Raw genomic sequence first — 26,267 nt, forward strand, 5'->3', positions numbered from 1 at the left:
GGGCATGGAGCTTTATATTGGAGGATACGCACAGGGAAAACTGACTTACGTGCTGAAAAAGACGGGCATCCCGCCCGAAAGGGTATATGACGCCGCGGCGGCTGCGACGGACTGCGCCGAAACAAAGGCCGCGGTCATCAACCATTTTCATATTCTGGTCAAAACCCTTTTAGAGGAAGGCAAAGACCCGGAGGACCGGATTCGGGAAATCCTGGCGCGGAACCCCGGAGTGATTGTGATCAGCGACGAAGTCGGGAACGGAATCGTCCCCGCGGACGCCGGGGAAAGGGAATACCGGGAGCGTCTGGGGAGAATCCTCTGCGGGCTGGCGGAAAAAGCGGATAAGGTGGAACGGATTGTATGCGGAATCGGACAGAAAATCAAATAACCCTGGCGCTGATCCGCCACGGGGAGACCCCGTCCAACGCGCTGGGCCGGTACCTTGGCCGAACCGAAGAGGACTTATCCGATACGGGAAAGGAAAATCTGCTGCAAAACAGGCAATCCGGGAAATACCCGCAGGCCGACGTCATTTTTTCCAGCCCGATGAAACGGTGTATCCAGACCGCGGAGCTTCTTTACGGCTGTACGAACCCGGTTGTGATGGAAGAATGGCGGGAAATGGATTTCGGGCGCTTTGAAGGCAAAAATTACCGGGAGCTGAGCGGAAACGCGGAATATCAGGCGTGGATAGACAGCGGCGGGGAACTGCCTTTTCCCGGCGGGGAGAGCAGGCGGGACTTCCTTGCAAGGTGCCGCCGGGGACTGGAACAAGCGGTAAGGGAACTTGGAAAGGCAGAAAGCATTTCAGCCTCCGCTGCCGCCATGGTGCATGGCGGAACCATCATGGCGCTGCTGAGCACTTTTTGCGGGGGGAATTATTTTGATTATCAGTGCAAAAACGGAGAAGGCTATCTTTGCCGTCTGTCCTTCTCCGGTACCGGTTGTTTTTCATTGGAATGGATAAGGAAATTGTAGAGGATGGAACCATGATCAATCATATCACTGCTTTCTTTGCCGGGTTTTTATTGGACCTGCTGCTGGGCGACCCGCACTGGCTTCCCCACCCCGTCCGGCTGATCGGAAAGCTGATCGCCAAACTGGACGGCTTGCTGCTGGGAAAGCCTGACGGGCGGGAAAGAGACGGGAAAAGGGAATTTCGCCGGGGAATCCTGCTGGTGTTTCTGGTCCTGACCGCGGCCGTCACGGCGTCGGCTCTGATTCTGTATCTTGCCTACCGGTTTTCCACCGTTTTTGGAATCGCGGTGGAAAGCGTCATGACCTGTCAGGTGCTTGCGACCAAATGCCTGAAGCAGGAGAGCATGAAGGTTTATGAAAGGCTGAAGGAAAACGATCTGCCGGGCGCGCGGCGCGCGGTGTCCATGATCGTGGGACGCGACACGGCGGCGCTGGACGAAACCGGGGTCGCCAAAGCCGCCATTGAAACGGTGGCGGAAAACACCTCCGACGGCGTGATCGCGCCGATGCTTTTTCTTGCCCTCGGCGGGCCGGTCCTCGGCTTTTTTTATAAGGCGGTCAATACCATGGATTCCATGGTGGGATATCAAAACGACCGGTATTTGTTTTTCGGCAGGGCCGCCGCCAAGCTGGACGACGCGGTGAACTTCCTGCCCGCAAGAATCAGCGCGCTGCTGATGACAGCCGCCTGTACCCTTGCCGGAAAGGAGTATCGCGTAAAAGACGCGTGGAGAATTTACAAACGGGACAGAAGGAAACATAAAAGCCCCAACGCCGCCCATACGGAGGCCGTCTGCGCCGGGGCGCTGGGCATCCGCCTTGCGGGGGACGCCAGCTATTTCGGCAAGCTGGTCAAAAAGCCGTTTCTCGGGGACGCGCTCAGGGCGGTGGAGTACGAGGACATCGTCCGGGCCAACCGCCTGCTCTATCTTACGGCGGGCCTTTGCGAAAGCGTCTGTCTGGCGCTTCTGTTCCTTGCCGATTTTGTTTTTTAATTAGGAGGATTTTATGATTCACGGCGGTGATATTTATCGGAATCAGGTCCGTATCGATTTTTCGGTCAACAGCAATCCCCTTGGAATTCCCGATTCTGTAAAAAACGCGCTGCACGAAGCGGTCGGGCACTGCGAACAGTATCCGGACATCCGGGCGGAAAAGCTGGCGGAAAGCGTTTCCCAAATGACGGGGGTCGGCACGGAGCGCATCCTTTTCGGAAACGGCGCGTCGGAATTGTTCCTTGCCATCATCCACGCCGTCAGGCCAAAACGGATCGTTATCCCGGTTCCTTCCTTTTTCGGGTACGAAAAAGCGGCTCTGGCGTCGGACGCGGAAATCGGTTATTACGAAATGAAGGAAAGCGCGGGGTTTACGCTGGACGAAGGGTTTCTGGAGCAGCTGACCGGGGATACGGATTTGCTGTTTCTCGCCAATCCCAACAATCCGGTGGGCAATCTGCTTGACGGCGCGCTTCTGGAAAAAATCGCGGCTGTCTGCCGGGAGAAGCGGATTACCGTCGTGCTGGACGAATGCTTTCTGGAATTTACCGGCGGGGAAGAGCGGCTTTCGTTCAAGAACCGGCTGCAAGAGTACCCGAATGTACTGGTGGTCCGCGCGTTCACCAAAATCTTCGCCATTCCGGGCGTCCGGCTGGGCTACCTCTTTTGCGGAGACCGGGAATTAACGGAAAGAATCAGAAATCAGCTGCCGGAATGGAACCTGTCCGTTTTCGCGCAGGCCGCGGGCGGGGCGGCGTGCCGGGAAAAGGAATATCTGGAAAAGACCGTCCGGTTTGTAAAAATGGAGAGGGAATCTCTCAGCGGAGAGTTAAAGCGGCTGGGGTTCCGGGTGTATCCGTCGGCGGCGGATTATCTATTGTTTTATACCCCTGTGCCGCTCTATGATCTGCTTTTGGAAAAGAAAATTTTGATCCGCGACTGCGGCAGTTACAGGGGCCTGAAAAAGGGCTACTATCGTATTGCGGTAAAACGGCACGGGGAAAATGAAACGCTGATCCGGGAGATCGAAAGGCTGGTGAAACAGGATGGATGAGATCGAATTTGTACTGCCGGAGGAAATTGAAAAGCGCAGCTTCGCAATCATTTCAAGGGAACTGCATGAGCGAAAGATCGAATTAAGGTCGGAGCAGGAGATGGTGATCAAACGCGTCATCCACACCAGTGCGGACTTCGAGTACGCGAACACGCTCGCTTTTTCGCCGGGGGCGGTGGAAAAAGCGAAGGAGCTGATTCAAAACGGTGCCGATATTGTGACGGACACCAATATGGGGCTGGCCGGAATCAACAAAACCGTACTGGCCCGTTACGGCGGCAGCGTCCATTGCTTTATGGCGGAAAAAGAGGTCGCCGAGCTGGCGAAGCGGCGCGGGATGACCCGGGCCGCGGTCAGCATGGAAATGGCGGCCAAAATCGAAAAGCCGGTGATCTTTGCCATCGGCAACGCGCCGACGGCGCTGATCCGGCTCTATGAGATGATTACGGACGGTTCCTTCTGCCCGGCGTTTATCATCGGGGTTCCCGTCGGCTTTGTCAACGTAGAGGCGGCAAAGGAGCTGATTTTAGGGACGGATGTGCCTTTTATCGTAAACCGCGGCAGGAAGGGCGGCAGCAATGTGGCGGCGGCTGTCTGCAACGCGATCCTTTACGAGCTGGGGAGATAGGGATGCGGTACGGATTTACGACCGGAAGCTGCGCGGCTGCCGCGGCAAAGGCGGCGGCTTACATGCTGTTGACCGGGAAAGAAAAAAGGACCATCACCATCGACACGCCCAAGGGGATTCCCTACAGGGTGGCGGTGGAGGAGATTACCCGCGGGGAATCCGCGGTCACCTGCGCGGTCAGAAAGGACGGCGGGGACGACCCGGACGTTACCACCGGAGCGCTGGTTTTCGCCCGTGTCGCCTTAAACGGGCGGGAACGGTCGCCGGAAGAAGAAAGCCAAATCGTGATCGACGGAGGCGAAGGGGTCGGCAGGGTCACCAAACGCGGACTGGACCAGCCGGTCGGCAGCGCGGCCATCAACCATGTGCCGAGGGAAATGATCGCGAAGGAAGTGACGGAAATCTGCCGCCTGACCGATTACCGGGGCGGGCTCCGGGTGGAAATCTCCGTTCCCGGCGGGGAAAAGCTGGCGGAAAAGACGTTCAACCCCAGGCTGGGGATCACCGGGGGCATTTCCATCCTCGGCACCACCGGGATTGTGGAGCCGATGAGCAGCCAGGCGCTGCTCGACACCATCCGGGTGGAGCTGAATGTAAAAAAGGAAGAGGGCTGCCGGGCGGTGGCGGTGACGCCGGGGAATTACGGCCAGGCTTTTATGAAAACCGCTTACGGGTATGATCTTGACCAAAGCGTCAAGTGCAGTAATTTTATCGGGAATACCATCGATATGGCGGTGGAAGCGGGATTTACCGCGATGCTCCTGACCGGGCATATCGGGAAGCTGGTCAAGCTTTCCGGCGGAATGATGAACACCCACTCCAAGGAAGGGGACTGCCGGATGGAGCTGACGGCGACGGCGGGAATCCGGGCGGGCATTTCCGCAAAGACCGCCGGGGAAATCCTTGACTGCGTCACCACGGAGGAAGCGCTGCGGATACTGGAAACCGCTGGGAAACGAAAAAAAACGATGGAAATCCTTCTGGAAAAAATCTGTTTTTACCTGAATAAACGCGCGGCGGGAAGAATCCGGACAGAATGCATTCTTTACGCAAACGAATTCGGAGAGCTGGCGAAAAGCGAAGGGGCACAGGAACTGCTTCAAACAATCATGCAAACGGGAGGGAAACTATGATTTACTTTGTGGGGGCCGGAACCGGGGCGGTCGATTTGATCACCGTGAGGGGCAAACGGCTGCTTCAGACGGCGGACGTCGTCATCTACGCGGGTTCGCTGGTCAATCCGGCGCTTTTACAGGATACGAAGGACGGCTGCGCCGTCTATAACAGCGCGGAAATGACGCTGGAGGAGGTCGCTGCGGTCATGCGCCGGGCGGAACAAAGCGGGAAAACCACGGTGCGTCTCCACACGGGGGACCCCAGCGTGTACGGGGCCGTGCGGGAACAGATGGATGTTCTGGATTCGCTCGGCATCCCCTATGAAAGCTGTCCGGGGGTCAGCGCGTGCTTCGGCGCCGCCGCGTCGTTAAATCTGGAATACACCCTGCCGGGTGTTTCCCAAAGCCTGATCATTACCCGCATGGAGGGGAGAACCCCGGTGCCGGAAAGGGAAAACATTGAAAGTTTAGCGGCGCACGGGGCTTCTATGGCGATTTATCTGAGCGCCGGGATGCTGCACGAATTAAGCGAAAAACTGCAAAAAGGCGGTTACCGGCCTGAAACGCCCGCGGCCATCGTTTACAAAGCCACCTGGCCGGAGGAAAAAGCCTGCGTCTGTACCGTAGGAACTCTGGAGGAAACGGCGAAAGCGAACCAAATCACCAAAACGGCGCTGATTCTGGTCGGGGACGCCGTCGCGCATCGGAATTACCGGCGCTCCCGATTGTACGCGCCGGATTTTGAGACGGAATTTCGAGGGAAACGGGAATGAAAATCAGTATCATCAGCTTTACCGAAAAAGGGGCGGTTCTTGCGCGAACGGTCCGAAACGGCCTTGCGCGGGAGATGGAAACGGTTCTTTTTACCAAACACAGGAACCTGCCGGACGATCTAAAAGCCGTATATGTGGAAGAAAGCCTTTCCCGGTGGGCGGGGGAGCAGTTCCGGGAGCACAGCGCGGTGCTCTTTATCGGGGCCTGCGGCATTGCCGTGCGCGCGATCGCGCCTTCCGTAAGGGACAAGCTGAAGGATTCCCCGGTGCTGGTCATGGATGAAGCGGGCCGGTTTGTGATCCCGCTGCTGTCCGGGCATTTCGGGGGGGCAAACGAGCTGGCCGAACGGATTGCGGAAAAGACCGGCGCGGTTCCGGTCGTCACGACCGCCACCGACGTAAACGGATTGTTTGCGGCGGACGTCTTTGCCCGCAGGAACCGGCTGGCCGTCTGTAACCGGAGCGGGATAGAAACCGTTTCATCCGCGGTTCTTGCCGGAAAGCCCGTCACAATGGCGGTCGCGGGTTCCTGTACGGGAAACTGGCCGAAGGAGCTGACCCCGGTACCCTACCCTGTGGACGGCAGGGCGTCGGTGATCGTTTCCCCCTTTGCGGCGGATGCGGAAAAGGCGGATTTACAGCTTTGTCCAAAGGCTTATGTGCTCGGAATCGGGTGCAGGCGCGGGAAATCCTTTCCGGAAATAGAGGAAGCGGCGGAGAAGCAGATGAAGAAAGCCGGGCTGCGATGGGAGTCGCTGGCCGCCGCCGCGTCGGTCGACCGGAAAAAGGACGAGCCGGGGCTGCTGAAATTTGCGGAGAAGCATGGCCTTCCTTTCCTGACTTTTTCCGCGGACGCGCTGAAAACGGTCGGCGGCGATTTTGCCTCCTCCGCCTTTGTGGAGGAGCAGGTAGGCGTGGACAACGTCTGTGAACGCGCGGCAATGGCGGCCTGCGGGGAAGACGGAAGGCTCGTTGCCGAAAAATACGCCGAAAACGGAATCACCGTGGCGATCGCGCGGAAAAAATGGAGTGTAAGCTTTGATGAAACATAAGATTTATATTGTGGGAATGGGACCGGGAGCGGAAGAAATGATGACCTTTCAGGCGGTGCAGGCGCTGGAGGAAAGCGACGTGATCGTCGGGTACCCGGTCTATCTGAATCTGCTGGAAAAGCGCTTTCTGAAAAAAGAGCTGCTGTCCACGCCGATGACGCAGGAAGCAAAACGGTGCGAAATGTGCTTTCAGGAAGCCCTGAAGGGGAAAACGGTGGCGCTGGTCTGCAGCGGGGACGCCGGAGTGTACGGGCTGGCGTCTCTGATGTACGAGATCGGGAAGGATTACCCGGACTGCGAGCTTTTTGTGGTTCCGGGCGTCACCGCCGCCAACAGCGGCGCCGCCTGCCTTGGGGCCCCGCTGAACCACGATTACTGCGTCATCAGCCTGAGCGACCTTCTGACGCCGTGGGAGCTGATTGAAAAAAGGCTGCGGTTTGCGGCGCAGGGCGACTTCTGTATTGCGCTCTACAACCCTTCCAGCCACAGGCGCGCGGATTACCTGCAAAAGGCGTGCGATATCCTGCTGGAACAGCTGGAGGAAAGCAGGGCCTGCGGCTATGTGGAAAATATCGGCAGAGAGGGCACCCGGACCTTTACCTGCACCTTAAAGGAACTGAGGGAGCGGCGGGTCAATATGTTTACCACCGTCTTTATCGGGAATTCCCAAACGCAGCTTCGGGACGGGAAGCTGATCACTGAAAGAGGATACCGTTTATGAAACAGATACTGATTTTTTCAGGGACAACGGAGGGCCGCCGGCTGGCGGAGCTGTTGTGCGCAAACGGACTGGAATGCACGGTCTGCGTGGCGACGGAATACGGGGAGCTGGTCATGGAAAAAAGGCCGGGGCTGACCGTCCGTCAGGGCAGGATGACCCCGGAGGAAATGAAGCGCTTTCTCCGTTCGGGGGATTTCCTCGCGGTGGTGGACGCCACCCATCCCTTTGCGACCGCCGTTTCGGAGAATATCGGAAACAGCACGGCGGAAAGCGGCATCCCTTGCCTGCGCCTGCAGCGGGATACGGATATTCTGCCGCCGGGGCGGAAAGACGGGTTCCGCTATCCCACTCACGAAGCCTGTGCCGAAGCGCTGAAAGAAATGCCGGGCAACATCCTTCTGACGACGGGAAGTAAGGACCTGTCCCTTTACAGCGGGCGGAAGGAGCTTCTTCCCCGCCTGTACGCAAGGGTTCTGCCCGGACTGGAAAGCCTTTCCCTCTGCTATGAAAACGGGATCGAAGGAAAACATATTCTCGCCATGCAGGGCCCCTTTTCGGTGGAAATGAACGAGGCGATGATCCGGCAGTACGATATCCGCACTCTGGTGACGAAGGAAAGCGGTAAAAACGGCGGCTTTCCGGAAAAAATACAGGCCGCCCGCAACACCGGAACGAAAGTGCTGGTGATCGGCAACCCGGAACGGGCGGAAGGCGATTCCTTTGAGGAAGTGTGTGAAAAGCTGGAAAACCTGACCGGGAAAAAGCTGCGGCGGGACAGCCGGATGCGGATTTCCCTGATCGGGACGGGAATGGGCGGCAGCACGTTGCTGACAAGGGAGGCGGAGCGCCGGATAGGAGAAGCGGAACTCCTCTTTGGGGCCCGGAGACTCCTGGCAGGGATCCCGGGCCCGGCCGAAAAAGTCCCCTGTTATCTGGCGGAGGACATCCTCCCGTATCTGAAAGAGAAAGCGGTTCAAAACGCGGCTGTCCTTTTTTCGGGGGACACCGGTTTTTACAGCGGGGCGCAAAAGCTGTACGCCGCCCTGCAAAAAGAAACAGAAGCGGGCACCCTGCACGCGCGGGTGGAAATCCTGCCGGGGATTTCCAGCGTTTCCTGCCTTGCGGCAAGGCTCGGGAAAAGCTGGCACGACGCGGCGATCGTCAGCATCCACGGGAAAAGAGCCAATATTCTCGATACGGTGCGGACGAATGAAAAAACGTTTCTGCTCGTGTCCGGCCTCGCGGATATGAAAGCGCTCGGCGCGCTGTTTTTAGAGCACGGAACGGAGAATATCCGAATCACGGCGGGCTATCGGCTCTCCTATCCGGAGGAACAGATTCTGCGCCTGGATCCGGCGGGCTGCGCCGCGCTCAAACAGGAAGGGCTTTATGTCTGCCTGATCGAAAACCCGGAAGCCGAAAAGAAGCGGCTGACGCACGGGCTGCCGGACAGCTCTTTTCTTCGGGGCCGGGTGCCGATGACCAGGGAAGAGGTCCGCGCGGTGTCCGTCTGCAAGCTCCGGCTTTGCCGGGACGCCGTCCTCTACGATATCGGGAGCGGCACAGGCTCCGTCGCGGTCGAGTGCGCGGCGCTGTCCGACCGTATACGGGTGTATGCCGTTGAAAAGAAGCGGGAGGCCGCGGCTTTGACGGAAAAAAACCGGGCGAAATTCGGCCTTGCCAACCTGAGCGTGGTCGAGGGCGAAGCGCCGCGGGCGTTTGAGGGGCTTCCCGCCCCGACCCACGCGTTTCTTGGCGGGAGCGGCGGCAATCTGAAGGAAATCCTTGCGGCGCTTTACCGGAAAAACCCGCGGCTCCGTGTGGTCGTGAACGCCGTTACGCTGGAAACCCTCGGCGAGATCACCGGCTTGCTGAAAACCTTGCCGGTAAAGCGGGAAGAGGTTGTTCAGGTACAGGTCAGCAGGGCGGAGCCGGCGGGCAGGTACCGCCTGATGCGTGCGGAGAACCCGGTTTTTATCGTTTCCTTTACTTTTCGGGGAAATGGGGAGAAAGACGAATGAAAGCACCCAGAATCATGATCGCGGCGGTTGGCAGCGGCAGCGGAAAGACCTTGCTGACCTGCTCGCTTTTACAGGCTCTGCTGGACAGCGGGAAAAGAGCGGCAGCGTTTAAATGCGGGCCGGACTTTATCGACCCCATGTTCCACCGCAAGGTGCTCGGCGTGCCCTCCAAAAATCTGGATTCCTTTTTTACGGACGAAAACACGACGAAATTTCTGTTTCTGGAGAACGCCGAAGGGAAGGACGTTTCCGTGATCGAGGGCGTCATGGGGCTTTACGACGGTTTGGGCGGCATCAAAGAGGAAGCGTCCTCCTACCGTCTGGCAAAGGTCACGAAAACGCCGGTGATTCTGGTGGTGGACTCCCGCGGGATGGGCCGGTCGGTCATCCCGCTGATTGCCGGTTTTTTGCAGTACGACGCCGCGCGCCTGATTCAGGGCGTGATCCTGAACAGGACGGCAAAAATGTTTTATGACGTGATCAAACCGGCAATAGAAGCGGAAACGGGAGTTCCGGTGCTGGGGTATTTTCCCGTTCAGACGGAAATCAGGCTGGAAAGCCGCCACCTCGGCCTGCGGCTGCCGGAGGAAATCGGGGGGCTCCGGGAGCAGCTGAAAAAATCCGCGGAGGTCTTCAGGACTGCCGTTGATCTGGAAAAGCTCATGATGATCGCGTCGCGGGCGGAAGAGCTCGAAGCCGCCCCGGTAGCTGTCCCCGCGAAAGCGGACGGCGTACGGATCGGCGTCGCCATGGACGAAGCGTTCTGCTTTTACTATGAGGACAATCTGCGGCTGCTGCAAAAAGCCGGGGCGGAGCTAATCCCCTTTTCACCGCTGCGCGAAGAAAAGCTCCCGGCGCGCCTGCACGGGCTGATTCTGGGCGGCGGATACCCGGAGCTGTACGCGGATGCGCTGTCCCAAAACATAGGAATGCTGCAAAGCGTGAAAGAGGCAATCGAAAGCGGGATGCCCTCCATCGCGGAATGCGGCGGCTTTCTGTACCTGCATGAGACAATGGAGAATCAGGAGGGGAAGGCTTTCCCGATGGTTGGCGCGGTCAAGGGAAGCTGCCGCTATACGGGAAAGCTGGTTCGCTTCGGGTATATCGGAATTCAAACGGAAACGGAAACCTTCCTGCCGAAGGGGACGGAAATCCGGGGACACGAGTTCCACTATTTCGACAGCACGGACAACGGAAGCGCCTGTCTGGCGCGAAAACCGGTGTCAGGAAGGCAGTGGCGCTGTGTCCACGCCGGAAAAAATCACTGGTGGGGCTTTCCGCATCTGTATTATTACGCAAACCCGGCCTATGCGGACCGCTTTTTAGGGAGGGCTCAAAGCTATGCACAGGGGTCATGAAATATCCGCCGATACCTATTCCTATCTTTCCGCTTTAAGGGAGTGGAATACGACCTATAAGGTCGCTTTCTCGGCGGGGGCGCTGGTGACGGTCGTCGCCGCCGATTCCGTCGGAGTTTCCGCCGTGACCCTCCTTTTTATGCTGTTCCTCAGCGTGGGGGTGGGAAAAATCCCCGCGAGAGATTATTTTCGACTGATGAAAATTCCTTTGGCCTTTATTCTGCTGGGGGGCGCGGCGATTACGGCCCAGTTCGGCGGCGGCGCGGACAGTCTCTTTCGCGCCCGGTTTTTTCTGACGAATCTGTACGTGACCCAAAGCAGCCTGACGCTGGGGATACATGTGACCCTCAAAGCGTTCTCGGCGGTCAGCGCGCTGTACCTAATGACGCTCTCCACCCCGATGGGGGAAATCATTTCCGTTTTCAGAAAAATCCGTGTGCCGGTTCTGATTCTGGAACTGATGCACCTGATTTACCGGTATATTTTTATTCTGTCGGAAACCAACCAGCGCCAGAAGGACGCCGCGGGGTCAAGGCTGGGGTACTGCGACCTGAAAACCTCCCTGCGTACCTTCAGCGGGGAGCTGGCGAATCTTTTGATCCTGTCCATGAAGAAGGCGGAAACGTATTACGACGCGATGGAGGCGCGGGGCTACGAGGGAAACGCCCTGTTCTGGGAGGAAAAAAGGCCGCTGACGGCGGGGCAGCTACGATACGCCGGCCTGTATCTCGCGCTGCTTTTGGGAACCTTTTGTTTGATAGGGAGGAGGGGCTGAATGAGGGAGAAAATTCTGGAGGCGGACCATCTTTCGTTTGCCTATGACAGGGACCGCGATGCGCTGAAGGACATCTGCCTTGCGATCTATCAGCGGGAGAAAATCGCCGTCCTTGGGGCAAACGGGGCGGGGAAAACCACTTTTTTTCTGAATCTGAACGGGGTGAGGGAGCCTACGAGCGGGGGAATCCGCTACCGCGGGGAAACAATCGGCAGGAAAAACATCAACCGGCTGCGACGGAATGTGGGAATCGTCTTTCAGGACGCGGACAGCCAGATCATCGCTTCCACGGTAAAGGCGGAGGTAGCCTTCGGGCCGCTGAATATGAGGCTTCCCCGGGAGGAGGTGGAGGAAAGAACCCTTCGCGCCGTCCGGGAAATGAAACTGGAGGACCACGTTATGCGGCCGCCCCATTCCCTGAGCGGCGGGGAAAAGAAAAGGGTCGGAATCGCGGACATTCTGGCCATGGATTCCGAAGTCATGATTTTTGACGAGCCCACCGCTTCCCTGGACCCGGTCAACGCGCAGGTGCTGGAAGAGGTTCTGGATCAGGTTTGGCAAAAGGGAAAAACCGTCCTGCTTTCCACGCACGACGTGGATTTTGCCTATCGTTTCGCGCAGAGGGTCCTGGTTTTCTGCGGCGGAGAGCTGATCGGCGACGGAACCGCGGAAGAAATCTTCCGGAACGAATCCCTGCTCGGGAAGGCAAATCTGAAAAAGCCGGTTTTGATGCAGCTTTACGATTTGCTGAAAGAGAAGGGAAAAATCGGGAAAGCGGGAGCGTGTCCCAAAAAAATCTCCGATTTCGCCGCGCTGCTGTAAAGAATGGTAAACAAATTGATCTTTGTTCCAGATAAAATGAAAAGAGAGGGTAATAACAATGACAACGAAACAGAAAAAATGGATTGCTTCGCTGGCGATCCTGTCGGGTATCGTGGGGATTACTCCGAACGCCTACGCGATGCACATTATGGAGGGCTACCTTGCGCCCCGGTACTGTATTGCCTGGGGAGTGCTGTGCATTCCCTTCTTGGTGACCGGATACCTGTCCATTAACAAAAAGCTGAAAGAAAACAGGAAGAACATCACCCTGCTCGCCATGGCGGGGGCGTTTATCTTCGTGATTTCCTCGCTGAAAATTCCGTCCGTAACGGGCAGCTGCTCCCATATGACTGGCACGGGGCTGGGCGCGATTCTGTTTGGGCCCACGGCCGTCGGCATCTTGGGCATCATCGTCCTGATTTTTCAGGCGATTCTGCTTGCGCACGGCGGGCTGACCACGCTGGGAGCCAACACCTTTTCCATGGCCATTGCCGGCCCGCTGCTCAGCTACGGAATTTTCCTGCTGTGCAGAAAGCTGAAAGTGAACCGTTCCTTCGGCATTTTTCTGGCGGCGTTTCTGGGCGACCTCTTTACTTACTGCGTCACAAGCTTTCAGCTCGCGGTCGCCTATCCTTCCGCGGAGGGAGGCGTTATGGCGTCGGCCGGGAAGTTCCTCGGCGTTTTTGCCCCGACGCAGCTGCCTCTTGCCGTTCTGGAGGGCATTCTGACCGTCCTGATCATGATCGCGCTGAAAACATACGCTATCCCGGAGCTGACAATGCTGAAGCTGAACATGGAGGAGAAATAAGATGAGTAAGACGAAAAAAACGGTTGTCGCGTTGATCCTTGCAGCGGTTTTCATCGCTTTTGTCCCGCTGTTCGCTTTAAAGGGCGCGGAATTCGGCGGCTCCGACGACGCGGGCAGCGGCATGGTGGAGCAAATCGCGGGGAACTATGAGCCCTGGTTCACGCCGGTATTGGAGACCGCGATTCACGGGGAGCTGCCGGGCGAAGTGGAAAGCCTTCTGTTCTGCCTGCAGACGGGCATCGGCGTCGGAATCATCGCTTTCCTGATGGGGCGCCTGGTCGAACGTAAAAAATGGACGAACGGTAAGGAGAACGAATGAAGCAGGGAATTCTGATCGTCAGCTTTGGGACCACTTATCGGGAAACCAGAGAGAAAAACATTGAAAAAATCGCTCGGACAGTCCGGGAGGCTTTCCCGGACTGGAGCGTTTATCAGGCGTATTCCAGCAATATTGTGAGAAGTATCCTGGAAAAAAGGGACCGTATTATCATCCGCGACGTCAGGGAGACATTGCGGCAGATGAAGCGGGACGGAATCACCCGCGCCGCTGTTTTGCCGACTCATTTGATAGACGGTATTGAAAACGGTAAAATGAAGTGTACAATAGAAGAATGCAGGGAACTGTTTTCCGAAATAAAAACAGCCCGCGTGCTCCTGGGCAGCGAAGCCGATTACGCCGCCGCCGCCAAAGCGCTGTGGCAGGAAATCGGGGAAGCGGCGGGAGACGACCCCGTTGTCCTGATGGGGCACGGCTCCCCGCATAAGGCGGACGGCAGCTATGCAAAGCTGGAAAAGCAGCTGCGGGCCTGTTCCGGCAAAGAAATCCACATTGCCACGGTGGATGGCTCCGTTGCCATTGCGGATGTGATCCAAAAGCTGAACGCCTCCGCGCGAAAAAGAAAGCGCGTGCTGGTGCTGCCGCTGATGCTGGTGGCGGGCGACCATGCGGTCAACGATATGGCGGGGGAAAAGGATTCCTTTGCGTCAAAGCTGAAAGCGGCAGGCTGCGAGCCGGAATGTATCCGGAAGGGAATCGGCGAATACGAAGGTATCCGCGATCTTTATATCAACCATTTAAGAGAGGTAATCGGGTAAAAAGTATGAAAACAGCAGGGAAAATCATGGTGTTCGTGTTGGGCTTATGCCTTCTTTACGGATGCGGAAAAACAGAACCCAATACGGTAAGTTCCTCCCAGTCCGCGTCTTCGGCGGCGAGCGCCGTTACGTTCACCGATGATCTGGGGGTTCAGGTGACGGTGGACCGCCCGAAAAAGACGGCGGTGCTGTCCGCAAGCTATGCGGACGCCTGGCAGCTGGCCGGCGGAACCGTCGCGGCCTATACGGACGACGCGAAGGGTACGATTCCGATCAAAGAGGACATGCTCAACCTTGGGAAGCTCAACACCCCGAATGTGGAGAGCATGATTGCGGATAAAATCGATTTCGTGATTTTGTCCGGCGCGATTTCGGAGCATGTAAAGCTGAGAAGCACGCTGGAAAGTGCGGGGATCAAAACCGCTTATTTCAAGGTGGAAACCTTTGAGGATTATGCGAAAATGATGAAAACGCTGACCGACATCACCGGTAGGGCGGATCTGTACAAAAAAAACGTGTCGGATCTGCAGGCGGAGATTCAGAAACAGATCGCCAGAGCGGATGGAAGCCATCCCACGGTGCTGTTCCTGCGGGCGTATTCCACCGGGGTAAAGGCGAAAGGCAGCGACAGCATGACGGGGAAAATGCTGAAGGACCTCGGCTGTATGAATATCGCCGATCAAAAGGGCAGCCTTCTGGATAATCTGAGCATGGAAGCGATTGTCGCCGCGGATCCGGATTTTATTTTTGTGACGACCATGGGGGAATCCCAGGAAGCCGCGCTCGGCATGGTCGATCAGCTTCTGATTTCCAATCCCGCGTGGAGCGGGCTGACGGCGGTAAAGGAAAAGCATTATTATGTTCTTCCGAAGGAATTGTTTCATTTGAAGCCGAATAAGCGCTGGGGAGAAAGCTATCAGATATTGGCGGACGATTTATATGGAAAAAAGTAGACAATCGGTCAGGGCGCAAAAAAGAATAGCAATCATGCTGCTTCTGCTCCTGCTGATGACGGGAATCGGCATTCTGGGCGGGTCGGCAAAAATATCCCTTGCGGATTTCCGGGAGCTGTTTTCCGGGCGGGAGGCGACGGCCGCCGGACGGATTATCCTTTATGTCCGTCTGCCCCGGGTAGCGGGCGCCGTCATTGCGGGAATGGCTCTGGCTGTGGCGGGCGCCGTGATCCAGACGGTGTTGAACAATCCGCTCGCCGGGCCGAATATTATCGGCGTGAACTCCGGGGCCGGATTCGCGGTGGTCCTGTGCGGCATCCTGCTGCCGAAATCGTATGCCGCCCTTCCGGCGGCCGCGTTCGCAGGGGCTTTCGTCACGGTTCTGTTTGTCTTTTACCTCGGGAAAAAGACCGGTTCCTCCAAAATAACGCTGGTCCTTGCGGGCGTCGCGATCAACAGCTTTCTGAACGGGGCGACGGATGCGGTCAATACGCTCAGCGAGGAATCGCTGATTTCGGCCAACATGTTTAAAATCGGGGGATTGAACGGAGTCAACGCCCAGGTTCTGAAATACGCGTCCGTCCTTGTCGTTGTCGCCGTTCTGGCGGTGCTGCTGTTCCACAACGAGCTGGAGGTGCTGTCGCTGGGGGAAGAAACGGCAAAGACGCTGGGGCTGCCGGTGTCCTTTTACCGCTTTCTGTTCCTAATGCTGGCGGCCGTTCTGTCCGGAGCGGCGGTCAGCTTCGCCGGGCTTCTGGGGTTTGTGGGGCTGATTGTTCCCCACATCGCAAGGCTCCTTGTAGGGGAGGAATCGAAATACTTTGTTCTGTCCTCCGCCGTTCTGGGCGCGCTGTTCCTGCTGATCTGCGATTATATCGCCAGGACCTGCTTCGTCCCGTTCGAGCTGCCGGTGGGGATCATCCTATCCTTTGTGGGCGCGCCGTTTTTTGTCTGGCTGCTGTTCCGCCGGAAAAGGGGGAACCGCAATGCTTAGGCTGGAGAACGTCTCCGCGGGCTACGGAAAGGTGCCGGTGATCCGGGGGATTAACACGGAGTTTGAAAAAGGCCGGATCACCACGATCGTGGGGCCGAACGGAAGCGGGAAAAGCACCCTGCTGAAGGCGGCGGTCCATCTCTGCGAGGTGCAGGAGGGGACCGTGTACCTGAAAGGGAAAAAAAGGGAGGAAATTGGAAACAGGGAGTTTGCGCAGCAGGTTTCGTATCTCCCGCAAAGCCACACCGCCGGGGCGATCACCGTCGGCAGAATGGTGCTGCACGGCAGATTTCCCTACCTTTCCTATCCCAGGCATTACGGCAAAGAGGATTATGAGTTCTGCCGCAAAGCGATGGAGAAAATCGGCATCCTGTCGCTGCGGGACAAGAAGGTGGACGAGCTTTCCGGCGGCCAGAGGCAGAAGGTCTATCTGGCGATGGCGCTTTCGGGGGAAACGGACGTGTTTTTATTTGACGAACCGACCACTTATCTGGATATCCGCTATCAGTTGGAACTGCTGCAGCTGATGGAACAGCTGAAAGAGCAGGGGAAAGCGGTGGTGACGGTTTTGCACGATCTGGATATCGCCATGCGGGTTTCGGATTCCATAATTGTCATGCAGGACGGGAAAATCGTCCAAACGGGGACCCCGGAGGAAATCCAGTCGAGCGGGATGATCGAAAAGGTTTTTCAGATCACGGCGCAAAGCTTTGTGGATGAAGCGGGGAAAAAGCATTTTTATTTTGAACAGAATCCATAGGAAGGGCAAAGGGAGCAATGAGTAAAATTTTATACGGAATCGGAGTAGGTCCGGGCGACCCGGAACTGCTGACAATCAAGGCGCTGCGCTGTATTGGGGAAAGCGATGTCGTCGTTCTTCCGGCGGAAAAACGGGAAGAATGCTACGCCTATCAGATCGTCAGACAGGCCTGCCCGAAGATAGAAGAAAAGGAAATTGCCTGCCTGCCTTTTCCGATGATCAAGGAAAAAACGCTGTTAAAAAAGGCGCATGATGAGGTTTATGAAAAAATAGAGGGCTTTCTGCGGGCGGACAAAACGGTGGCTTTTCTCACCATCGGCGACCCCTGCGTGTACTCCACCTACAGCTATGTGCACAGCCGGGTTCTGGAAAGCGGAGGTAAGGCCGTCCTCATCAACGGCGTACCCTCCTTCTGCGCGGCCGCGGCCGCGCTCGGCATCACTCTGGGTGACAGCCGGGATGAAATCCATATTATCCCCGCTTCCTACGATATCGGACATACCCTGAGTCTTCAGGGAACGAAAATTTACATGAAATCCGGGAAAAAACTGGCGGAGCTGAAGAAAATGCTGGTGGAATTCCCAAAAGCCGATCAGCTGGAGGTTTACGCCGTGTCCAACTGCGGAATGGAAAACGAGACCGTCCGCGCCGGGGCGGAAAATCTCGACCCGGAAAGCGGCTATCTGACGATTGTCATCGTAAAGGAAAGGCCAAAGCGAACACTGCCCCCGACAGCGGGAAGGACGAATGTATACTGACTTGGGAAAGAGATCGCCAAAACAGACATTTTAAAGGAGAAAGTATATGAATACCCAAATCGAAGAAAAAGACGGTGTTAAAATAGCGGTGGTGAACAGCGGGGAAACGCTGATTTCCGACGGCCAGTCCGCTTTGGACTGGATGATGTCTGTCCAGTATGAAACGGGATGCAGCCGCATTGCGCTCAACAAAGAAGCGATTGCCGACGATTTCTTTATTTTGAGTTCCGGTGTGGCGGGAGAAATTCTGCAGAAATTCATCAATTATCATATCAAATTCGCAGTCTACGGCGATTTTTCAAAATACACCAGCAAACCGCTCAGGGACTTTATTTATGAAAGCAATCAGGGGACAGATATTTTCTTTGTACCGACCGAAGAGGATGCCGTGGAAAAGCTCGGCGGCGCATAACTTTATAAATGCTCCTTACAGGTCAGCTCCCTGACCTCCAGCTTAAAGACGGCGACGGCCCTGATGGCGGCGTCCGGGAAATCCCAGTCGTTTTTTTCGGAATAATGCGACATAATCAGCTGCAGGGCGGCTCTTTTTTCCATGTCGTCCGTGACGATGCTGACTGTTCCGTCGCCGATTACGCTTTGGTAGCGGAAGGAATAATTACAGGCCGTTTCTGCGCCGGTCACCTCGTGGCTGGTGTCCAGCTCAAAGCCGGCGCGGCCGGTCCGGTTAATCAAATCGATTTTTCTGCCTTCCTTTGCCCCGTGAAAATAGAAGCTCCTTTTTTCCCCTTTGACCTCGTATCCAAAATTGAGGGGAACAATGTAAACTTCGTTTTCATCGGCAAAACCCAGCCGGCAGCAGTCGCAGGCCATGATGATCCCGTCGATCTTCCGCAAATCCGTGATTTCCCTGTCTTTTCTTCTCATAATGACGACCTCCGTTTTTTCTTTTCCAATTTATAGACTTTTTTGAAATTTTCGGTTTCCCACAGGCTGAAAAGGCTCATGAAATCGTAATGCCCCGGTTTTATTCAGATTTCAATCTTTAAAAATCTTCCCATTTCCTGTTGTAAAAAACCGTTCAATGGACAAAATACTTTCGGAAGTCAATATTATTCGGACTTTCCATTAAGAAGTTCAATAAAACAGGAGATGTAAAAAATGTATAACGATAATAAAGAATTACAGGACGCCAAAAAGGCAAATCAGAAAGCGAAGCGGGGCAGTACGTCAGGTTATTCCAATTCGATTGATCCCCTTCAGGAAGCCAGACAGCTGAATTCGCAGTCTGCAAATTCCGGCTCCGGTTCCAGCTCCGGCAACTCCGGAACAAGCGGCACGGAAGAGGCAAAACAGCTGAATCAGAAATCAAGGCAGAACAAAAAGTAATTTCCAGCCATTCTTAGCTTTTCAAAAGTCACGCGGGGTGTTTTTTGACGCTGCGCGTGACTTTATTTTATTCGATTACTGCTCGTTTGTCCAGAGAATCAGCCGAAAAACGCCCTGTTTCTGCAAAATATTTCGCCGGAATGAAGCGGAACAATTTTGGCCCTCCGCCGATTGGATACATTTTATAACAAATTGATTTTTGAAAGAGATATGTTTATGGATTGTCTCTATAGACAGGGGCAAAACGGTAGTGTATACTAACAAATAAAATTTATCCGTATGCTTTGTCAGGCACACTTTGAATCCGCTTCAAGGTGTGCTTCTTTTGGGAAATCCGGGTAAATTGGAAGCATGGAGGTATTTATGAGACATTTGATCGACCCTCTGGATCTGTCGGTCGCGGAAATCGACCGGCTTTTGGATTTGGCGGACAGGATCGCTGAGAATCCCAAGAAATATTCTCAGGTCTGTTCGGGAAAAAAATTAGCGACTTTATTTTATGAGCCTAGTACACGCACCCGGTTAAGCTTTGAAGCTGCAATGCTTAATATGGGGGGCAGTGTATTAGGCTTTTCTTCTGCGGACAGCAGTTCCGCCTCGAAAGGCGAAAGCGTGGCCGACACCATCCGCGCGGTATCCTGTTATGCCGATATCTGTGCGATCCGCCACCCAAAGGAAGGCGCCCCGTTAAGGGCTTCCGGCTATTCCAGAATCCCGGTCATCAACGCGGGCGACGGCGGGCATCAGCATCCGACGCAGACGCTGACCGATTTAATGACGATCCGGGCGAAAAAACACAGATTGAATCATTTAACAATTGGACTGTGCGGCGATTTAAAATTTGGCCGTACGGTTCATTCTTTAATTAAGGCGCTTTCCAGATACGAGGATATCCGCTTTATCCTGATTTCCCCCGAAGAGCTCCGGGTGCCGGATTACATCATCGACAATGTCCTGAAGGCGCAGAATATCCCTTACCGGGAAGTGGAGAATATAGAAGACGTGATTTCCGGGCTCGACATTCTCTATATGACAAGAGTGCAGAAGGAACGCTTTTTCAACGAAGAGGATTACATCCGGTTAAAGGACAGCTATATTCTGACTGCGGCGAAAATGAAAAATGCGAAGCCGGACATGGCCGTTCTGCATCCGCTGCCGCGCGTGAATGAAATTGCGCTGGAAGTGGACGGTGACCCGCGGGCCGCGTATTTCGATCAGGTTCAAAACGGGGTATATGTGAGGATGGCGCTGATGATGACGCTTCTGGAGGTGGAACATGCTTAACATTGACAGCTTGGAGAAAGGGATCGTTCTGGACCATATCCGCGCGGGCAGCAGCATGAAAATCTACGATTTGCTGCACCTGTCCAATCTGGACTGCTGTGTCGCCGTGATTAAAAACGCAAAGAGCAGCAAGTTCGGAAAAAAGGATATTATCAAAATCGAGGGTACGGTCGATATCGACCTGGATGTTTTGGGCTACATCGACCATAACATTACCGTCAACATCATTGATGATGGGAAAATTATAGAAAAGAAGCAGCTGGTACTTCCCAAAATCCTTAAAAATGTGATCAAATGCAAAAATCCAAGGTGCATCACAAGCGTGGAGGAAGAAATCGACCATATTTTCCGGCTTACCGACGACAACACCCAGCGGTACCGGTGCGTTTACTGCGAGCAGGAATATCAGGATAAATCGGAGGGTACGGCGGGATAATCCGGCTGTGCTTTTGCACCGCGGGTTCGGAACGGTTTGTTTTGGACCTGCTTTTCATTCCTAAGGGAATCCGGCTGACAAACTTGTTAAATAAACTAACGGGCCGCTCATTTGACATTTAATTTTTCTTTTGCTTTTCCCGGTTTACTCAATGCTTACTCGGTGCTATTCTCATACAAGGCCTACAGCAATTCCATTTCCGTTTGCGGGACAAAGCACGTTCCTCCCCCGCCGAAGGCGGGGGAGGAACGCAACCTTGGTGCAGAATCAACTGGAAATACTGTAAAGAATACAGATCATCATGCAAGAGGGAAACAGGAGGAAATCAGGATGGACACAAGAGTGGAAAGCGATTCCATAGGCAGCATGGAAATCCCTTCGGACGCCTATTACGGCGTACAGACCCTGCGCGCAAAACAGAATTTTCATATTACCGGACTTCGCATGAACGGCGAATTCATCAACAGCTTAGCGGAAATAAAGAAAGCGGCGGCGGTCACCAACCGCGACGCGGGAAATCTGGACCGGAAAATCGCGGAAGCGATCGTCTGCGCGTGCGATGAAATCATCGCGGGAAAATGGCACGATCAGTTTATCGTCGACCCGATTCAGGGCGGAGCGGGCACGTCGGCCAATATGAACGCCAACGAGGTCATCGCGAACCGGGCCATCGAGCTGCTGCACGGGGTCAAGGGAGACTATTCGCTGGTTCATCCCAACGACCATGTCAATATGTCCCAGTCGACAAACGATGTGTTTCCCACGGCGGCAAAGCTGACGGTGCTGAAGCTGATGCCGAAAATCACGGCCCGGCTGGACAGACTGAGAAAAGCGCTGAACAGGAAAGGGGTCGAGTTCGACGGCATTGTCAAAATGGGACGCACACAGCTGCAGGACGCGGTTCCCATCCGTCTCGGCCAGTCTTTCCACGCGTACGCGTCGGTGGTGGACCGCGACATCAAGCGGCTGGAAAAAGCGGAAAAGGAAATGCAGACCGTCAACATGGGCGGAACGGCGGTCGGGACCGCCATCAATGTCAGCCCCATATACCTGAAAAGCATTACGGAAAACATCCGCAGACTGAGCGGAATCAAGGTGGAACAGGCGCACGACCTCATCGACGCCACCCAGAATCTGGACGGGTTTGTCGCGGTTTCCAACGCCCTGAAAACCTGCGCGGTCAACCTTTCCAAAATGGCGAACGACCTGCGTCTGCTTTCCAGCGGGCCAAAGGCGGGGATCGCGGAGATCAACCTGCCCGCCAAGCAGAACGGTTCCTCCATTATGCCGGGAAAGGTCAACCCGGTCATCCCCGAGGTGGTTACCCAGGTGGCGTTCAATATCATCGGGAACGACATGGCCATCACCATGGCCGCCGAAGCCGGGCAGATGGAGCTGAACGCGTTCGAGCCCGTTTTGTTTTACAACCTGTTCGAGTCGCTCACGACCCTGGAAAACGCGGTCGGCACCTTTGTGGACAACTGCGTTTCGGGGATCACCGCCAATGAAAACCGCTGCAGGGAGCTGCTGGGGCAGAGCGTAGGGATCGCGACGGCGCTTTGTCCCTATATCGGCTACAAAAAGTCCGCGGAAATCGCCAAGCAGGCGCTGCGCACCGGCAGGCAGGTGGAGGAGATCGCGCTCGAGGGCGGGCTTCTCACAAAGCAGAGCCTGGACAGCATCCTCAATCCGAACACGATGACGCAGCCCAGAATGTAAAGGAAAAGGTTGACGCGGCACCTGCCCCGGGGTTAGAATGAAAAAAGAAATTTCGCATCATAAAATGGATGGAGGACCCGGAATGAAGGATTACATTTTAGAGGGCTGCGTCGATTCAGTGGAATCCGCCATGGCCGCGCAGGCGGGCGGCGCGAACCGTCTGGAGCTGTGCGCCAACCTGATTATCGGCGGCACCACGCCGGACATCAATCTGTTCCTTGCGGTGCGGGAAAAGGTTTCCATTAAAATCAATGTGCTGATCCGGCCCCGCTTCGGCGATTTTTGCTATACGGACGACGAATTCAGCATCATCAGGAAAGATGTTGAAATGTTCCGGAAGCACGGCGCGGACGGCGTCGTCATCGGGGTGCTGAAAGCGGACGGCAGCCTCGACCTTCCAAGGATGAAAGAACTGATGGAAACCGCGGGGGACATGAGCGTCACGCTGCACCGCGCGTTCGACGTCAGCAGGGACCCGTTCCAGACGCTGCAGGACGCGAAGGACCTTCACATCAATACGATTCTGACTTCCGGCCAGAAGAATAGCTGCTATGAGGGACGGCGCCTGCTCGCGCAGCTGGTGGAAAAGGCGGACGGAGAAATCGATATTCTGGTCGGCAGCGGGGTGAACAGCGCGCAGCTTGCGGAGCTGGCCGCCGTAACCAGGGCGAAATCGTTCCATCTTTCCGGTAAGGTAAACGTAGAGAGTGCAATGACCTATCGCAAGGAGGACGTCAGCATGGGCCTGCCGCTGATGAGCGAATTCATCATCTACCGCACGGATGCAGGCGAAATCGCAAAGGTGAGGGATATTTTAAGGAGCCTGTAGGGCGGCGGCCGGATTCCGGGCCGGCGCGCCTGTGCTTCTGCTGTGGGGGGACGTGGAATGTTGGACAAAATTGACAGAAAACTCATTATGCTTTTGCAGTCCAATGCAAGGATATCGGTGAAGCGGCTGGCGCAGGAGGTTTTTCTGTCCGCCCCCGCGGTGTCGGCCCGGCTGGAACGGCTGGAAAAGCTCGGTGTGGTCGAGGGCTATACGGCTACGGTCGACTACGTGAAGCTCGGCTATCACATCCTTGCGTTTATCAATCTGGAGGTGGCTCCGAGCGAAAAACCCGTCTTTTATCCGTTTATCCGGCAATGTCCCAACGTGATCGAATGCAACTGCATTACAGGAAATTATTCCATGTTGATCAAAGTCGCGTTTCCCAGTACAATTGAACTGGATACCTTTATCGGCCAGATTCAGCAGTTCGGGCATACGCAGACCCAGATCGTTTTTTCCACTCCGGTTCCTCACAGGGGGATTGCCCCGGCGGACCCTGTGGAGTAAACCGGACCGATCCATACGGCAGCAGAGGAGCATCCCGCGGCAGCGTCCGCCGGATGCTCTTTTTTGTGAAAAGCTTTTGCTTTATAATGCGGTAGATGGTATAATTAAATAATCACTGTAAAGAGAGAAAATATCCGGCGCCGGGAGCGGCGTTTTGGATATACGAATATTTTGAAAGACGGGGATTTCAGATGGTATTAAGGTTCTTGACCTATAATTATTTAATTATGATCGGCATTGTATCGTGGATGCTGGCGCAGTTGATCAAATCCATTATTTTTCTTTGCAGAAACAAACGGCTCGACTTTAAAACGCTTTCCGGATCCGGCGGAATGCCGAGCGCCCATTCCGCGCTGGTATGTTCCGTTGCCGTCGGTACGGCGCACGAATACGGATTTGGCTCCCCGTACTTTTCCCTTGCCTTTACCCTTGCCGTGATCGTCATGTATGACGCCATGGGGGTCCGGCGCGCTGCGGGACAGCAGGCGAAGGCCATCAATGACATTGCGGAATATCTGAAAGAAAACAAATGCAACCTGCCGGACGGGGGAAAATACCTTAAGGACACCGCCTGCCAGCTGAACGAATCGCTCGGTCATACTCCGCTGGAGGTTTTTGCGGGCGTTGTTCTGGGCGTCTGCGTCGCCGTGGTTTCGATCATCTGGCTGCGCTGAGTTCCATAGGACTGTAAAAAACGAGAGGGTGCCGTATTGAGTCAAGTCTCAGGGAATACAAGAAAAAATCGGAATATGAGCATTGAGCTGCTGCGGATTCTGTTGATGCTGATGATCGTGACCCTGCATTATCTGGGGCACGGGGGCATGCTGGACGCGGTTCCCGCCGGCGGCGGAAGATATGTTTTCGTCTGGACGCTGGAAACATTTTCTTACATAGGGGTAAACGGATTTGTCCTGATCAGCGGCTATTATCTTGCCGGTTCGGATTTTAAAATCAAGAAGCTGATCGCTTTGCTGGTACAGATCGTTTCCACATCGGCCGCCATCTATCTGATTTTTGTGGCCATGGGCCTGGCGCCTCTTACGAAGGGGCATCTGTTCGGCGCCTTCTTCCCCGTCATCACGGGAAAATACTGGTTTGCGACCAGCTACATCGCGCTTTACTGCCTGGTTCCTTTTCTGAATATGGTTGTAAAGACGGCGACAAAACAGCAGATGCAGATACTGGTGGTTCTGCTGAGCGCCATGTTCTGCTCGTGGAACGCCTTTTTTCCGCCGCTCACCATTATGAGCACCAACGGCGGCTACAATGTGGTATGGATGGTGTGCCTGTACTTCTTCGCGGCGTATCTGCGGCTTTACTGGGACCGTCAGATCAGCTCGTATTGGTATCTTGCGGGGGCTGTTCTGTGCTGCGTGTTTGTCGCGTGGAAAAAATGTACGGGCAGCGACGCTTTTCTGTCCTATGTTTCCGTACCGATCACGCTTGCCTCCATTCTTCTGTTCCTTTTCTTCCGGGGGGTTACGATCGAAAACCGGACTGTGAGCCGGATGATTTCTTTTGTGTCGCCGCTTACGTTCGGGGTCTATCTGATCAGCGACAACATCTGGGTGCGCGGGGTCCTTTACACCAGAATCCTGCACACCTCTCTCTATTTTGATTCGGCAAAGATCCTTTCTATCATTCCGGCCTCTGTTCTGGCGATTTTTGCCGCCGGCATGCTGCTGGAGCGGGTCCGGGCGCTTTTGCTGCAGCCGTTTACAGGGAGCGCGGCCTTTCAGAAGCTGTGCGACTGGGTCGCGGGGCTGAAATTCCTGCGGGGCTATGCCTCCGGCCAAAGCGGACGCGCCGCCTGAGCGGGGCGGGAAAGCGTGGTTTCCCGCAAAAATGTATGTCCGGGGATGTACATACTGCCTGAAAGTAGCATAGTATAAAGCGGAGAACGTTCCCCAAAACTATATGTTAGGTGGATTATATGTATAACTTTCAGAGTGGCGCTTGTGGTTCCTTGAATTCCTGTTCCGCAGAAAGAAGACAAGTTGCCATAAACGCATCAAGCGGCGGGGTCGGTCCACTGCCGATTATCACCACATTATTTGCCGAGCCGCTTAACGTGGTGTCCACCACCATAGACACAAGCGGCATGGGTCCTACAAACAATCTGCTCCATTTCAGCAGCATCATCAATTTGCCTCTCGGAATTTCCGTAACGCTGAACTTCCAGATCCGCCGTTCCGGCAGGGATGGTTCTGTCGGCGTAGGCTCCACGTACACCTTCTCGACGATTGTCGATGTTCTTGAGGCGGAGGCCTTCAGCTTCCAGTTCCTGGATGAAGCGGTGGAGCCTGGCTTCTACACCTATTCCGTTGAACTGTCGACCAATTCCATTATTGATGTAACGCCGGGCGCGACGGTTGGCAACGCGGTGCTCAGCGTCCTTGCGGTAGCGGATTAACTTTCAGCCGGTTTTGCGGTTGACCGCTCAGCCGTGCAGTGGCGGCCGGAGTGACCGGCCGCCCACGGTGCT

At 55.3% G+C, this 26,267-nt stretch carries 31 protein-coding genes; 30 read left to right on the forward strand and 1 reads right to left on the reverse strand.

All coding sequences use genetic code 11. From position 1 onward, the window contains the following. Positions 1-4: 4 nt before the first annotated feature. From ACRQV7_RS02670 to ACRQV7_RS02770, 21 genes are read left to right on the forward strand one after another with little or no spacing between them, the layout of a single operon-like run. Positions 5-388, forward strand: a complete 384-nt coding sequence (locus ACRQV7_RS02670; protein ID WP_444659336.1) for a bifunctional adenosylcobinamide kinase/adenosylcobinamide-phosphate guanylyltransferase — start codon at positions 5-7, stop codon at positions 386-388. Then, positions 361-978, forward strand: a complete 618-nt coding sequence (locus ACRQV7_RS02675) for a histidine phosphatase family protein (protein WP_275716944.1) — start codon at positions 361-363, stop codon at positions 976-978. The genes ACRQV7_RS02670 and ACRQV7_RS02675 overlap by 28 nt, the downstream gene beginning before the upstream one ends. Continuing rightward, complete coding sequence (cbiB, locus tag ACRQV7_RS02680) at positions 960-1,973, forward strand: adenosylcobinamide-phosphate synthase CbiB (protein ID WP_442868011.1); 1,014 nt, start codon at positions 960-962, stop codon at positions 1,971-1,973. Before ACRQV7_RS02675 ends, cbiB begins: the two co-directional genes overlap by 19 nt. 13 nt (positions 1,974-1,986) lie before the next feature. Beyond that, positions 1,987-3,027 (forward strand): pyridoxal phosphate-dependent aminotransferase, encoded by a 1,041-nt coding sequence (locus ACRQV7_RS02685; protein ID WP_444659337.1) that lies wholly within the window; start codon positions 1,987-1,989, stop codon positions 3,025-3,027. Further along, positions 3,020-3,655: a precorrin-8X methylmutase gene (locus tag ACRQV7_RS02690; RefSeq protein ID WP_444659338.1), complete on the forward strand. Its 636-nt coding sequence runs from the start codon at positions 3,020-3,022 to the stop codon at positions 3,653-3,655. Before ACRQV7_RS02685 ends, ACRQV7_RS02690 begins: the two co-directional genes overlap by 8 nt. A 2-nt stretch (positions 3,656-3,657) precedes the next feature. Further along, a complete protein-coding gene (gene cbiD, locus ACRQV7_RS02695) occupies positions 3,658-4,788 on the forward strand; it encodes a cobalt-precorrin-5B (C(1))-methyltransferase CbiD (protein WP_444659339.1) in 1,131 nt (376 codons plus the stop codon). Next, on the forward strand, positions 4,785-5,543 hold the full coding sequence (cobM, locus tag ACRQV7_RS02700; RefSeq protein WP_444659340.1) for a precorrin-4 C(11)-methyltransferase: 759 nt from the start codon (positions 4,785-4,787) through the stop codon (positions 5,541-5,543). Before cbiD ends, cobM begins: the two co-directional genes overlap by 4 nt. Then, positions 5,540-6,595, forward strand: coding sequence for a cobalt-precorrin 5A hydrolase (locus tag ACRQV7_RS02705; protein WP_444659341.1), 1,056 nt, complete (start codon positions 5,540-5,542; stop codon positions 6,593-6,595). The genes cobM and ACRQV7_RS02705 overlap by 4 nt, the downstream gene beginning before the upstream one ends. Then, positions 6,585-7,316: a precorrin-3B C(17)-methyltransferase gene (gene cobJ, locus ACRQV7_RS02710; protein WP_444660197.1), complete on the forward strand. Its 732-nt coding sequence runs from the start codon at positions 6,585-6,587 to the stop codon at positions 7,314-7,316. The genes ACRQV7_RS02705 and cobJ overlap by 11 nt, the downstream gene beginning before the upstream one ends. Continuing rightward, positions 7,313-9,337, forward strand: coding sequence for a precorrin-6A reductase (gene cobK / locus ACRQV7_RS02715; RefSeq protein ID WP_444659342.1), 2,025 nt, complete (start codon positions 7,313-7,315; stop codon positions 9,335-9,337). Before cobJ ends, cobK begins: the two co-directional genes overlap by 4 nt. After that, the gene (locus ACRQV7_RS02720; protein WP_444659343.1) at positions 9,334-10,695 is read left to right on the forward strand and encodes a cobyrinate a,c-diamide synthase; all 1,362 of its coding nucleotides are present in this window, start codon (positions 9,334-9,336) and stop codon (positions 10,693-10,695) included. The genes cobK and ACRQV7_RS02720 overlap by 4 nt, the downstream gene beginning before the upstream one ends. After that, positions 10,679-11,470 (forward strand): cobalt ECF transporter T component CbiQ, encoded by a 792-nt coding sequence (cbiQ, locus tag ACRQV7_RS02725; protein WP_444659345.1) that lies wholly within the window; start codon positions 10,679-10,681, stop codon positions 11,468-11,470. The genes ACRQV7_RS02720 and cbiQ overlap by 17 nt, the downstream gene beginning before the upstream one ends. Continuing rightward, entirely contained in the window at positions 11,471-12,292 is an 822-nt protein-coding gene (locus tag ACRQV7_RS02730) for an energy-coupling factor ABC transporter ATP-binding protein (RefSeq protein ID WP_444659346.1), read from the forward strand. A gap of 58 nt (positions 12,293-12,350) precedes the next feature. Beyond that, on the forward strand, positions 12,351-13,100 hold the full coding sequence (locus ACRQV7_RS02735; RefSeq protein ID WP_444659347.1) for an energy-coupling factor ABC transporter permease: 750 nt from the start codon (positions 12,351-12,353) through the stop codon (positions 13,098-13,100). 1 nt (position 13,101) lies between these two features. Then, the gene (locus ACRQV7_RS02740) at positions 13,102-13,419 is read left to right on the forward strand and encodes an energy-coupling factor ABC transporter substrate-binding protein (RefSeq protein WP_444659348.1); all 318 of its coding nucleotides are present in this window, start codon (positions 13,102-13,104) and stop codon (positions 13,417-13,419) included. Next, positions 13,416-14,195, forward strand: a complete 780-nt coding sequence (locus ACRQV7_RS02745) for a sirohydrochlorin cobaltochelatase (protein WP_444659349.1) — start codon at positions 13,416-13,418, stop codon at positions 14,193-14,195. Before ACRQV7_RS02740 ends, ACRQV7_RS02745 begins: the two co-directional genes overlap by 4 nt. Positions 14,196-14,221: 26 nt before the next feature. Next, positions 14,222-15,148, forward strand: a complete 927-nt coding sequence (locus ACRQV7_RS02750; RefSeq protein WP_444659350.1) for an ABC transporter substrate-binding protein — start codon at positions 14,222-14,224, stop codon at positions 15,146-15,148. Continuing rightward, positions 15,135-16,142: a FecCD family ABC transporter permease gene (locus tag ACRQV7_RS02755; protein WP_444659351.1), complete on the forward strand. Its 1,008-nt coding sequence runs from the start codon at positions 15,135-15,137 to the stop codon at positions 16,140-16,142. Before ACRQV7_RS02750 ends, ACRQV7_RS02755 begins: the two co-directional genes overlap by 14 nt. Then, on the forward strand, positions 16,135-16,902 hold the full coding sequence (locus tag ACRQV7_RS02760; protein ID WP_444659352.1) for an ABC transporter ATP-binding protein: 768 nt from the start codon (positions 16,135-16,137) through the stop codon (positions 16,900-16,902). The genes ACRQV7_RS02755 and ACRQV7_RS02760 overlap by 8 nt, the downstream gene beginning before the upstream one ends. Before the next feature lie 17 nt (positions 16,903-16,919). Further along, a complete protein-coding gene (gene cobI / locus ACRQV7_RS02765; RefSeq protein WP_444659353.1) occupies positions 16,920-17,660 on the forward strand; it encodes a precorrin-2 C(20)-methyltransferase in 741 nt (246 codons plus the stop codon). Between the two features lie 46 nt (positions 17,661-17,706). Further along, positions 17,707-18,072: a DUF4180 domain-containing protein gene (locus ACRQV7_RS02770; RefSeq protein ID WP_444659354.1), complete on the forward strand. Its 366-nt coding sequence runs from the start codon at positions 17,707-17,709 to the stop codon at positions 18,070-18,072. A 2-nt stretch (positions 18,073-18,074) separates the two neighbouring features. Here ACRQV7_RS02770 and ACRQV7_RS02775 read toward each other — a convergent pair whose 3' ends face one another. Next, a complete protein-coding gene (locus ACRQV7_RS02775) occupies positions 18,075-18,545 on the reverse strand; it encodes a pyridoxamine 5'-phosphate oxidase family protein (protein WP_444659355.1) in 471 nt (156 codons plus the stop codon). Positions 18,546-18,779: 234 nt separating this feature from the next. Here ACRQV7_RS02775 and ACRQV7_RS02780 point away from each other — a divergent pair, with 234 nt between their 5' ends. From ACRQV7_RS02780 to ACRQV7_RS02820, 9 genes are all read left to right on the forward strand, one after another. Further along, a complete protein-coding gene (locus ACRQV7_RS02780; RefSeq protein WP_444659356.1) occupies positions 18,780-19,007 on the forward strand; it encodes a hypothetical protein in 228 nt (75 codons plus the stop codon). Between the two features lie 363 nt (positions 19,008-19,370). Then, positions 19,371-20,291 carry an aspartate carbamoyltransferase gene (pyrB, locus tag ACRQV7_RS02785; RefSeq protein ID WP_444659357.1) on the forward strand — a complete coding sequence of 307 codons (921 nt, stop codon included), beginning with the start codon at positions 19,371-19,373 and terminating at the stop codon, positions 20,289-20,291. Then, positions 20,284-20,727 carry an aspartate carbamoyltransferase regulatory subunit gene (locus tag ACRQV7_RS02790; protein WP_444659358.1) on the forward strand — a complete coding sequence of 148 codons (444 nt, stop codon included), beginning with the start codon at positions 20,284-20,286 and terminating at the stop codon, positions 20,725-20,727. The genes pyrB and ACRQV7_RS02790 overlap by 8 nt, the downstream gene beginning before the upstream one ends. 330 nt (positions 20,728-21,057) lie before the next feature. After that, the gene (locus tag ACRQV7_RS02795) at positions 21,058-22,446 is read left to right on the forward strand and encodes an aspartate ammonia-lyase (RefSeq protein ID WP_444659360.1); all 1,389 of its coding nucleotides are present in this window, start codon (positions 21,058-21,060) and stop codon (positions 22,444-22,446) included. An 82-nt stretch (positions 22,447-22,528) separates the two neighbouring features. Next, positions 22,529-23,275, forward strand: coding sequence for a copper homeostasis protein CutC (locus tag ACRQV7_RS02800; protein ID WP_444659361.1), 747 nt, complete (start codon positions 22,529-22,531; stop codon positions 23,273-23,275). Positions 23,276-23,335: 60 nt separating this feature from the next. Next, on the forward strand, positions 23,336-23,782 hold the full coding sequence (locus tag ACRQV7_RS02805; protein ID WP_444660199.1) for an Lrp/AsnC family transcriptional regulator: 447 nt from the start codon (positions 23,336-23,338) through the stop codon (positions 23,780-23,782). A gap of 191 nt (positions 23,783-23,973) precedes the next feature. Beyond that, complete coding sequence (locus ACRQV7_RS02810; RefSeq protein WP_444659363.1) at positions 23,974-24,456, forward strand: divergent PAP2 family protein; 483 nt, start codon at positions 23,974-23,976, stop codon at positions 24,454-24,456. Between the two features lie 75 nt (positions 24,457-24,531). Next, on the forward strand, positions 24,532-25,596 hold the full coding sequence (locus tag ACRQV7_RS02815) for an acyltransferase family protein (protein ID WP_444659364.1): 1,065 nt from the start codon (positions 24,532-24,534) through the stop codon (positions 25,594-25,596). Between the two features lie 119 nt (positions 25,597-25,715). Next, entirely contained in the window at positions 25,716-26,195 is a 480-nt protein-coding gene (locus tag ACRQV7_RS02820; protein ID WP_444659365.1) for a DUF4489 domain-containing protein, read from the forward strand. Positions 26,196-26,267: the final 72 nt, after the last annotated feature.

The organism is Caproiciproducens lactatisolvens, from assembly GCF_052443335.1.
Lineage (GTDB): Bacteria > Bacillota > Clostridia > Oscillospirales > Acutalibacteraceae > Caproiciproducens.

Coding starts and splice junctions, on each gene's coding strand:
- ACRQV7_RS02815 (WP_444659364.1), top strand. CDS start 24,532: ATGAGCATTGAGCTGCTGCGGATTCTGTTGATGCTGATGATCGTGACC.
- ACRQV7_RS02795 (WP_444659360.1), top strand. CDS start 21,058: ATGGACACAAGAGTGGAAAGCGATTCCATAGGCAGCATGGAAATCCCT.
- cobI (WP_444659353.1), top strand. CDS start 16,920: ATGAGTAAAATTTTATACGGAATCGGAGTAGGTCCGGGCGACCCGGAA.
- ACRQV7_RS02775 (WP_444659355.1), bottom strand. CDS start 18,545: ATGAGAAGAAAAGACAGGGAAATCACGGATTTGCGGAAGATCGACGGG.
- ACRQV7_RS02790 (WP_444659358.1), top strand. CDS start 20,284: ATGCTTAACATTGACAGCTTGGAGAAAGGGATCGTTCTGGACCATATC.
- cobJ (WP_444660197.1), top strand. CDS start 6,585: ATGAAACATAAGATTTATATTGTGGGAATGGGACCGGGAGCGGAAGAA.
- pyrB (WP_444659357.1), top strand. CDS start 19,371: ATGAGACATTTGATCGACCCTCTGGATCTGTCGGTCGCGGAAATCGAC.
- cobM (WP_444659340.1), top strand. CDS start 4,785: ATGATTTACTTTGTGGGGGCCGGAACCGGGGCGGTCGATTTGATCACC.
- cbiQ (WP_444659345.1), top strand. CDS start 10,679: ATGCACAGGGGTCATGAAATATCCGCCGATACCTATTCCTATCTTTCC.
- ACRQV7_RS02675 (WP_275716944.1), top strand. CDS start 361: ATGCGGAATCGGACAGAAAATCAAATAACCCTGGCGCTGATCCGCCAC.
- ACRQV7_RS02685 (WP_444659337.1), top strand. CDS start 1,987: ATGATTCACGGCGGTGATATTTATCGGAATCAGGTCCGTATCGATTTT.
- ACRQV7_RS02740 (WP_444659348.1), top strand. CDS start 13,102: ATGAGTAAGACGAAAAAAACGGTTGTCGCGTTGATCCTTGCAGCGGTT.
- ACRQV7_RS02745 (WP_444659349.1), top strand. CDS start 13,416: ATGAAGCAGGGAATTCTGATCGTCAGCTTTGGGACCACTTATCGGGAA.
- cobK (WP_444659342.1), top strand. CDS start 7,313: ATGAAACAGATACTGATTTTTTCAGGGACAACGGAGGGCCGCCGGCTG.
- ACRQV7_RS02780 (WP_444659356.1), top strand. CDS start 18,780: ATGTATAACGATAATAAAGAATTACAGGACGCCAAAAAGGCAAATCAG.
- ACRQV7_RS02810 (WP_444659363.1), top strand. CDS start 23,974: ATGGTATTAAGGTTCTTGACCTATAATTATTTAATTATGATCGGCATT.
- cbiB (WP_442868011.1), top strand. CDS start 960: ATGGATAAGGAAATTGTAGAGGATGGAACCATGATCAATCATATCACT.
- ACRQV7_RS02820 (WP_444659365.1), top strand. CDS start 25,716: ATGTATAACTTTCAGAGTGGCGCTTGTGGTTCCTTGAATTCCTGTTCC.
- ACRQV7_RS02755 (WP_444659351.1), top strand. CDS start 15,135: ATGGAAAAAAGTAGACAATCGGTCAGGGCGCAAAAAAGAATAGCAATC.
- ACRQV7_RS02735 (WP_444659347.1), top strand. CDS start 12,351: ATGACAACGAAACAGAAAAAATGGATTGCTTCGCTGGCGATCCTGTCG.
- ACRQV7_RS02690 (WP_444659338.1), top strand. CDS start 3,020: ATGGATGAGATCGAATTTGTACTGCCGGAGGAAATTGAAAAGCGCAGC.
- ACRQV7_RS02750 (WP_444659350.1), top strand. CDS start 14,222: ATGGTGTTCGTGTTGGGCTTATGCCTTCTTTACGGATGCGGAAAAACA.
- ACRQV7_RS02760 (WP_444659352.1), top strand. CDS start 16,135: ATGCTTAGGCTGGAGAACGTCTCCGCGGGCTACGGAAAGGTGCCGGTG.
- ACRQV7_RS02705 (WP_444659341.1), top strand. CDS start 5,540: ATGAAAATCAGTATCATCAGCTTTACCGAAAAAGGGGCGGTTCTTGCG.
- ACRQV7_RS02770 (WP_444659354.1), top strand. CDS start 17,707: ATGAATACCCAAATCGAAGAAAAAGACGGTGTTAAAATAGCGGTGGTG.
- ACRQV7_RS02730 (WP_444659346.1), top strand. CDS start 11,471: ATGAGGGAGAAAATTCTGGAGGCGGACCATCTTTCGTTTGCCTATGAC.
- ACRQV7_RS02800 (WP_444659361.1), top strand. CDS start 22,529: ATGAAGGATTACATTTTAGAGGGCTGCGTCGATTCAGTGGAATCCGCC.
- ACRQV7_RS02720 (WP_444659343.1), top strand. CDS start 9,334: ATGAAAGCACCCAGAATCATGATCGCGGCGGTTGGCAGCGGCAGCGGA.
- cbiD (WP_444659339.1), top strand. CDS start 3,658: ATGCGGTACGGATTTACGACCGGAAGCTGCGCGGCTGCCGCGGCAAAG.
- ACRQV7_RS02670 (WP_444659336.1), top strand. CDS start 5: ATGGAGCTTTATATTGGAGGATACGCACAGGGAAAACTGACTTACGTG.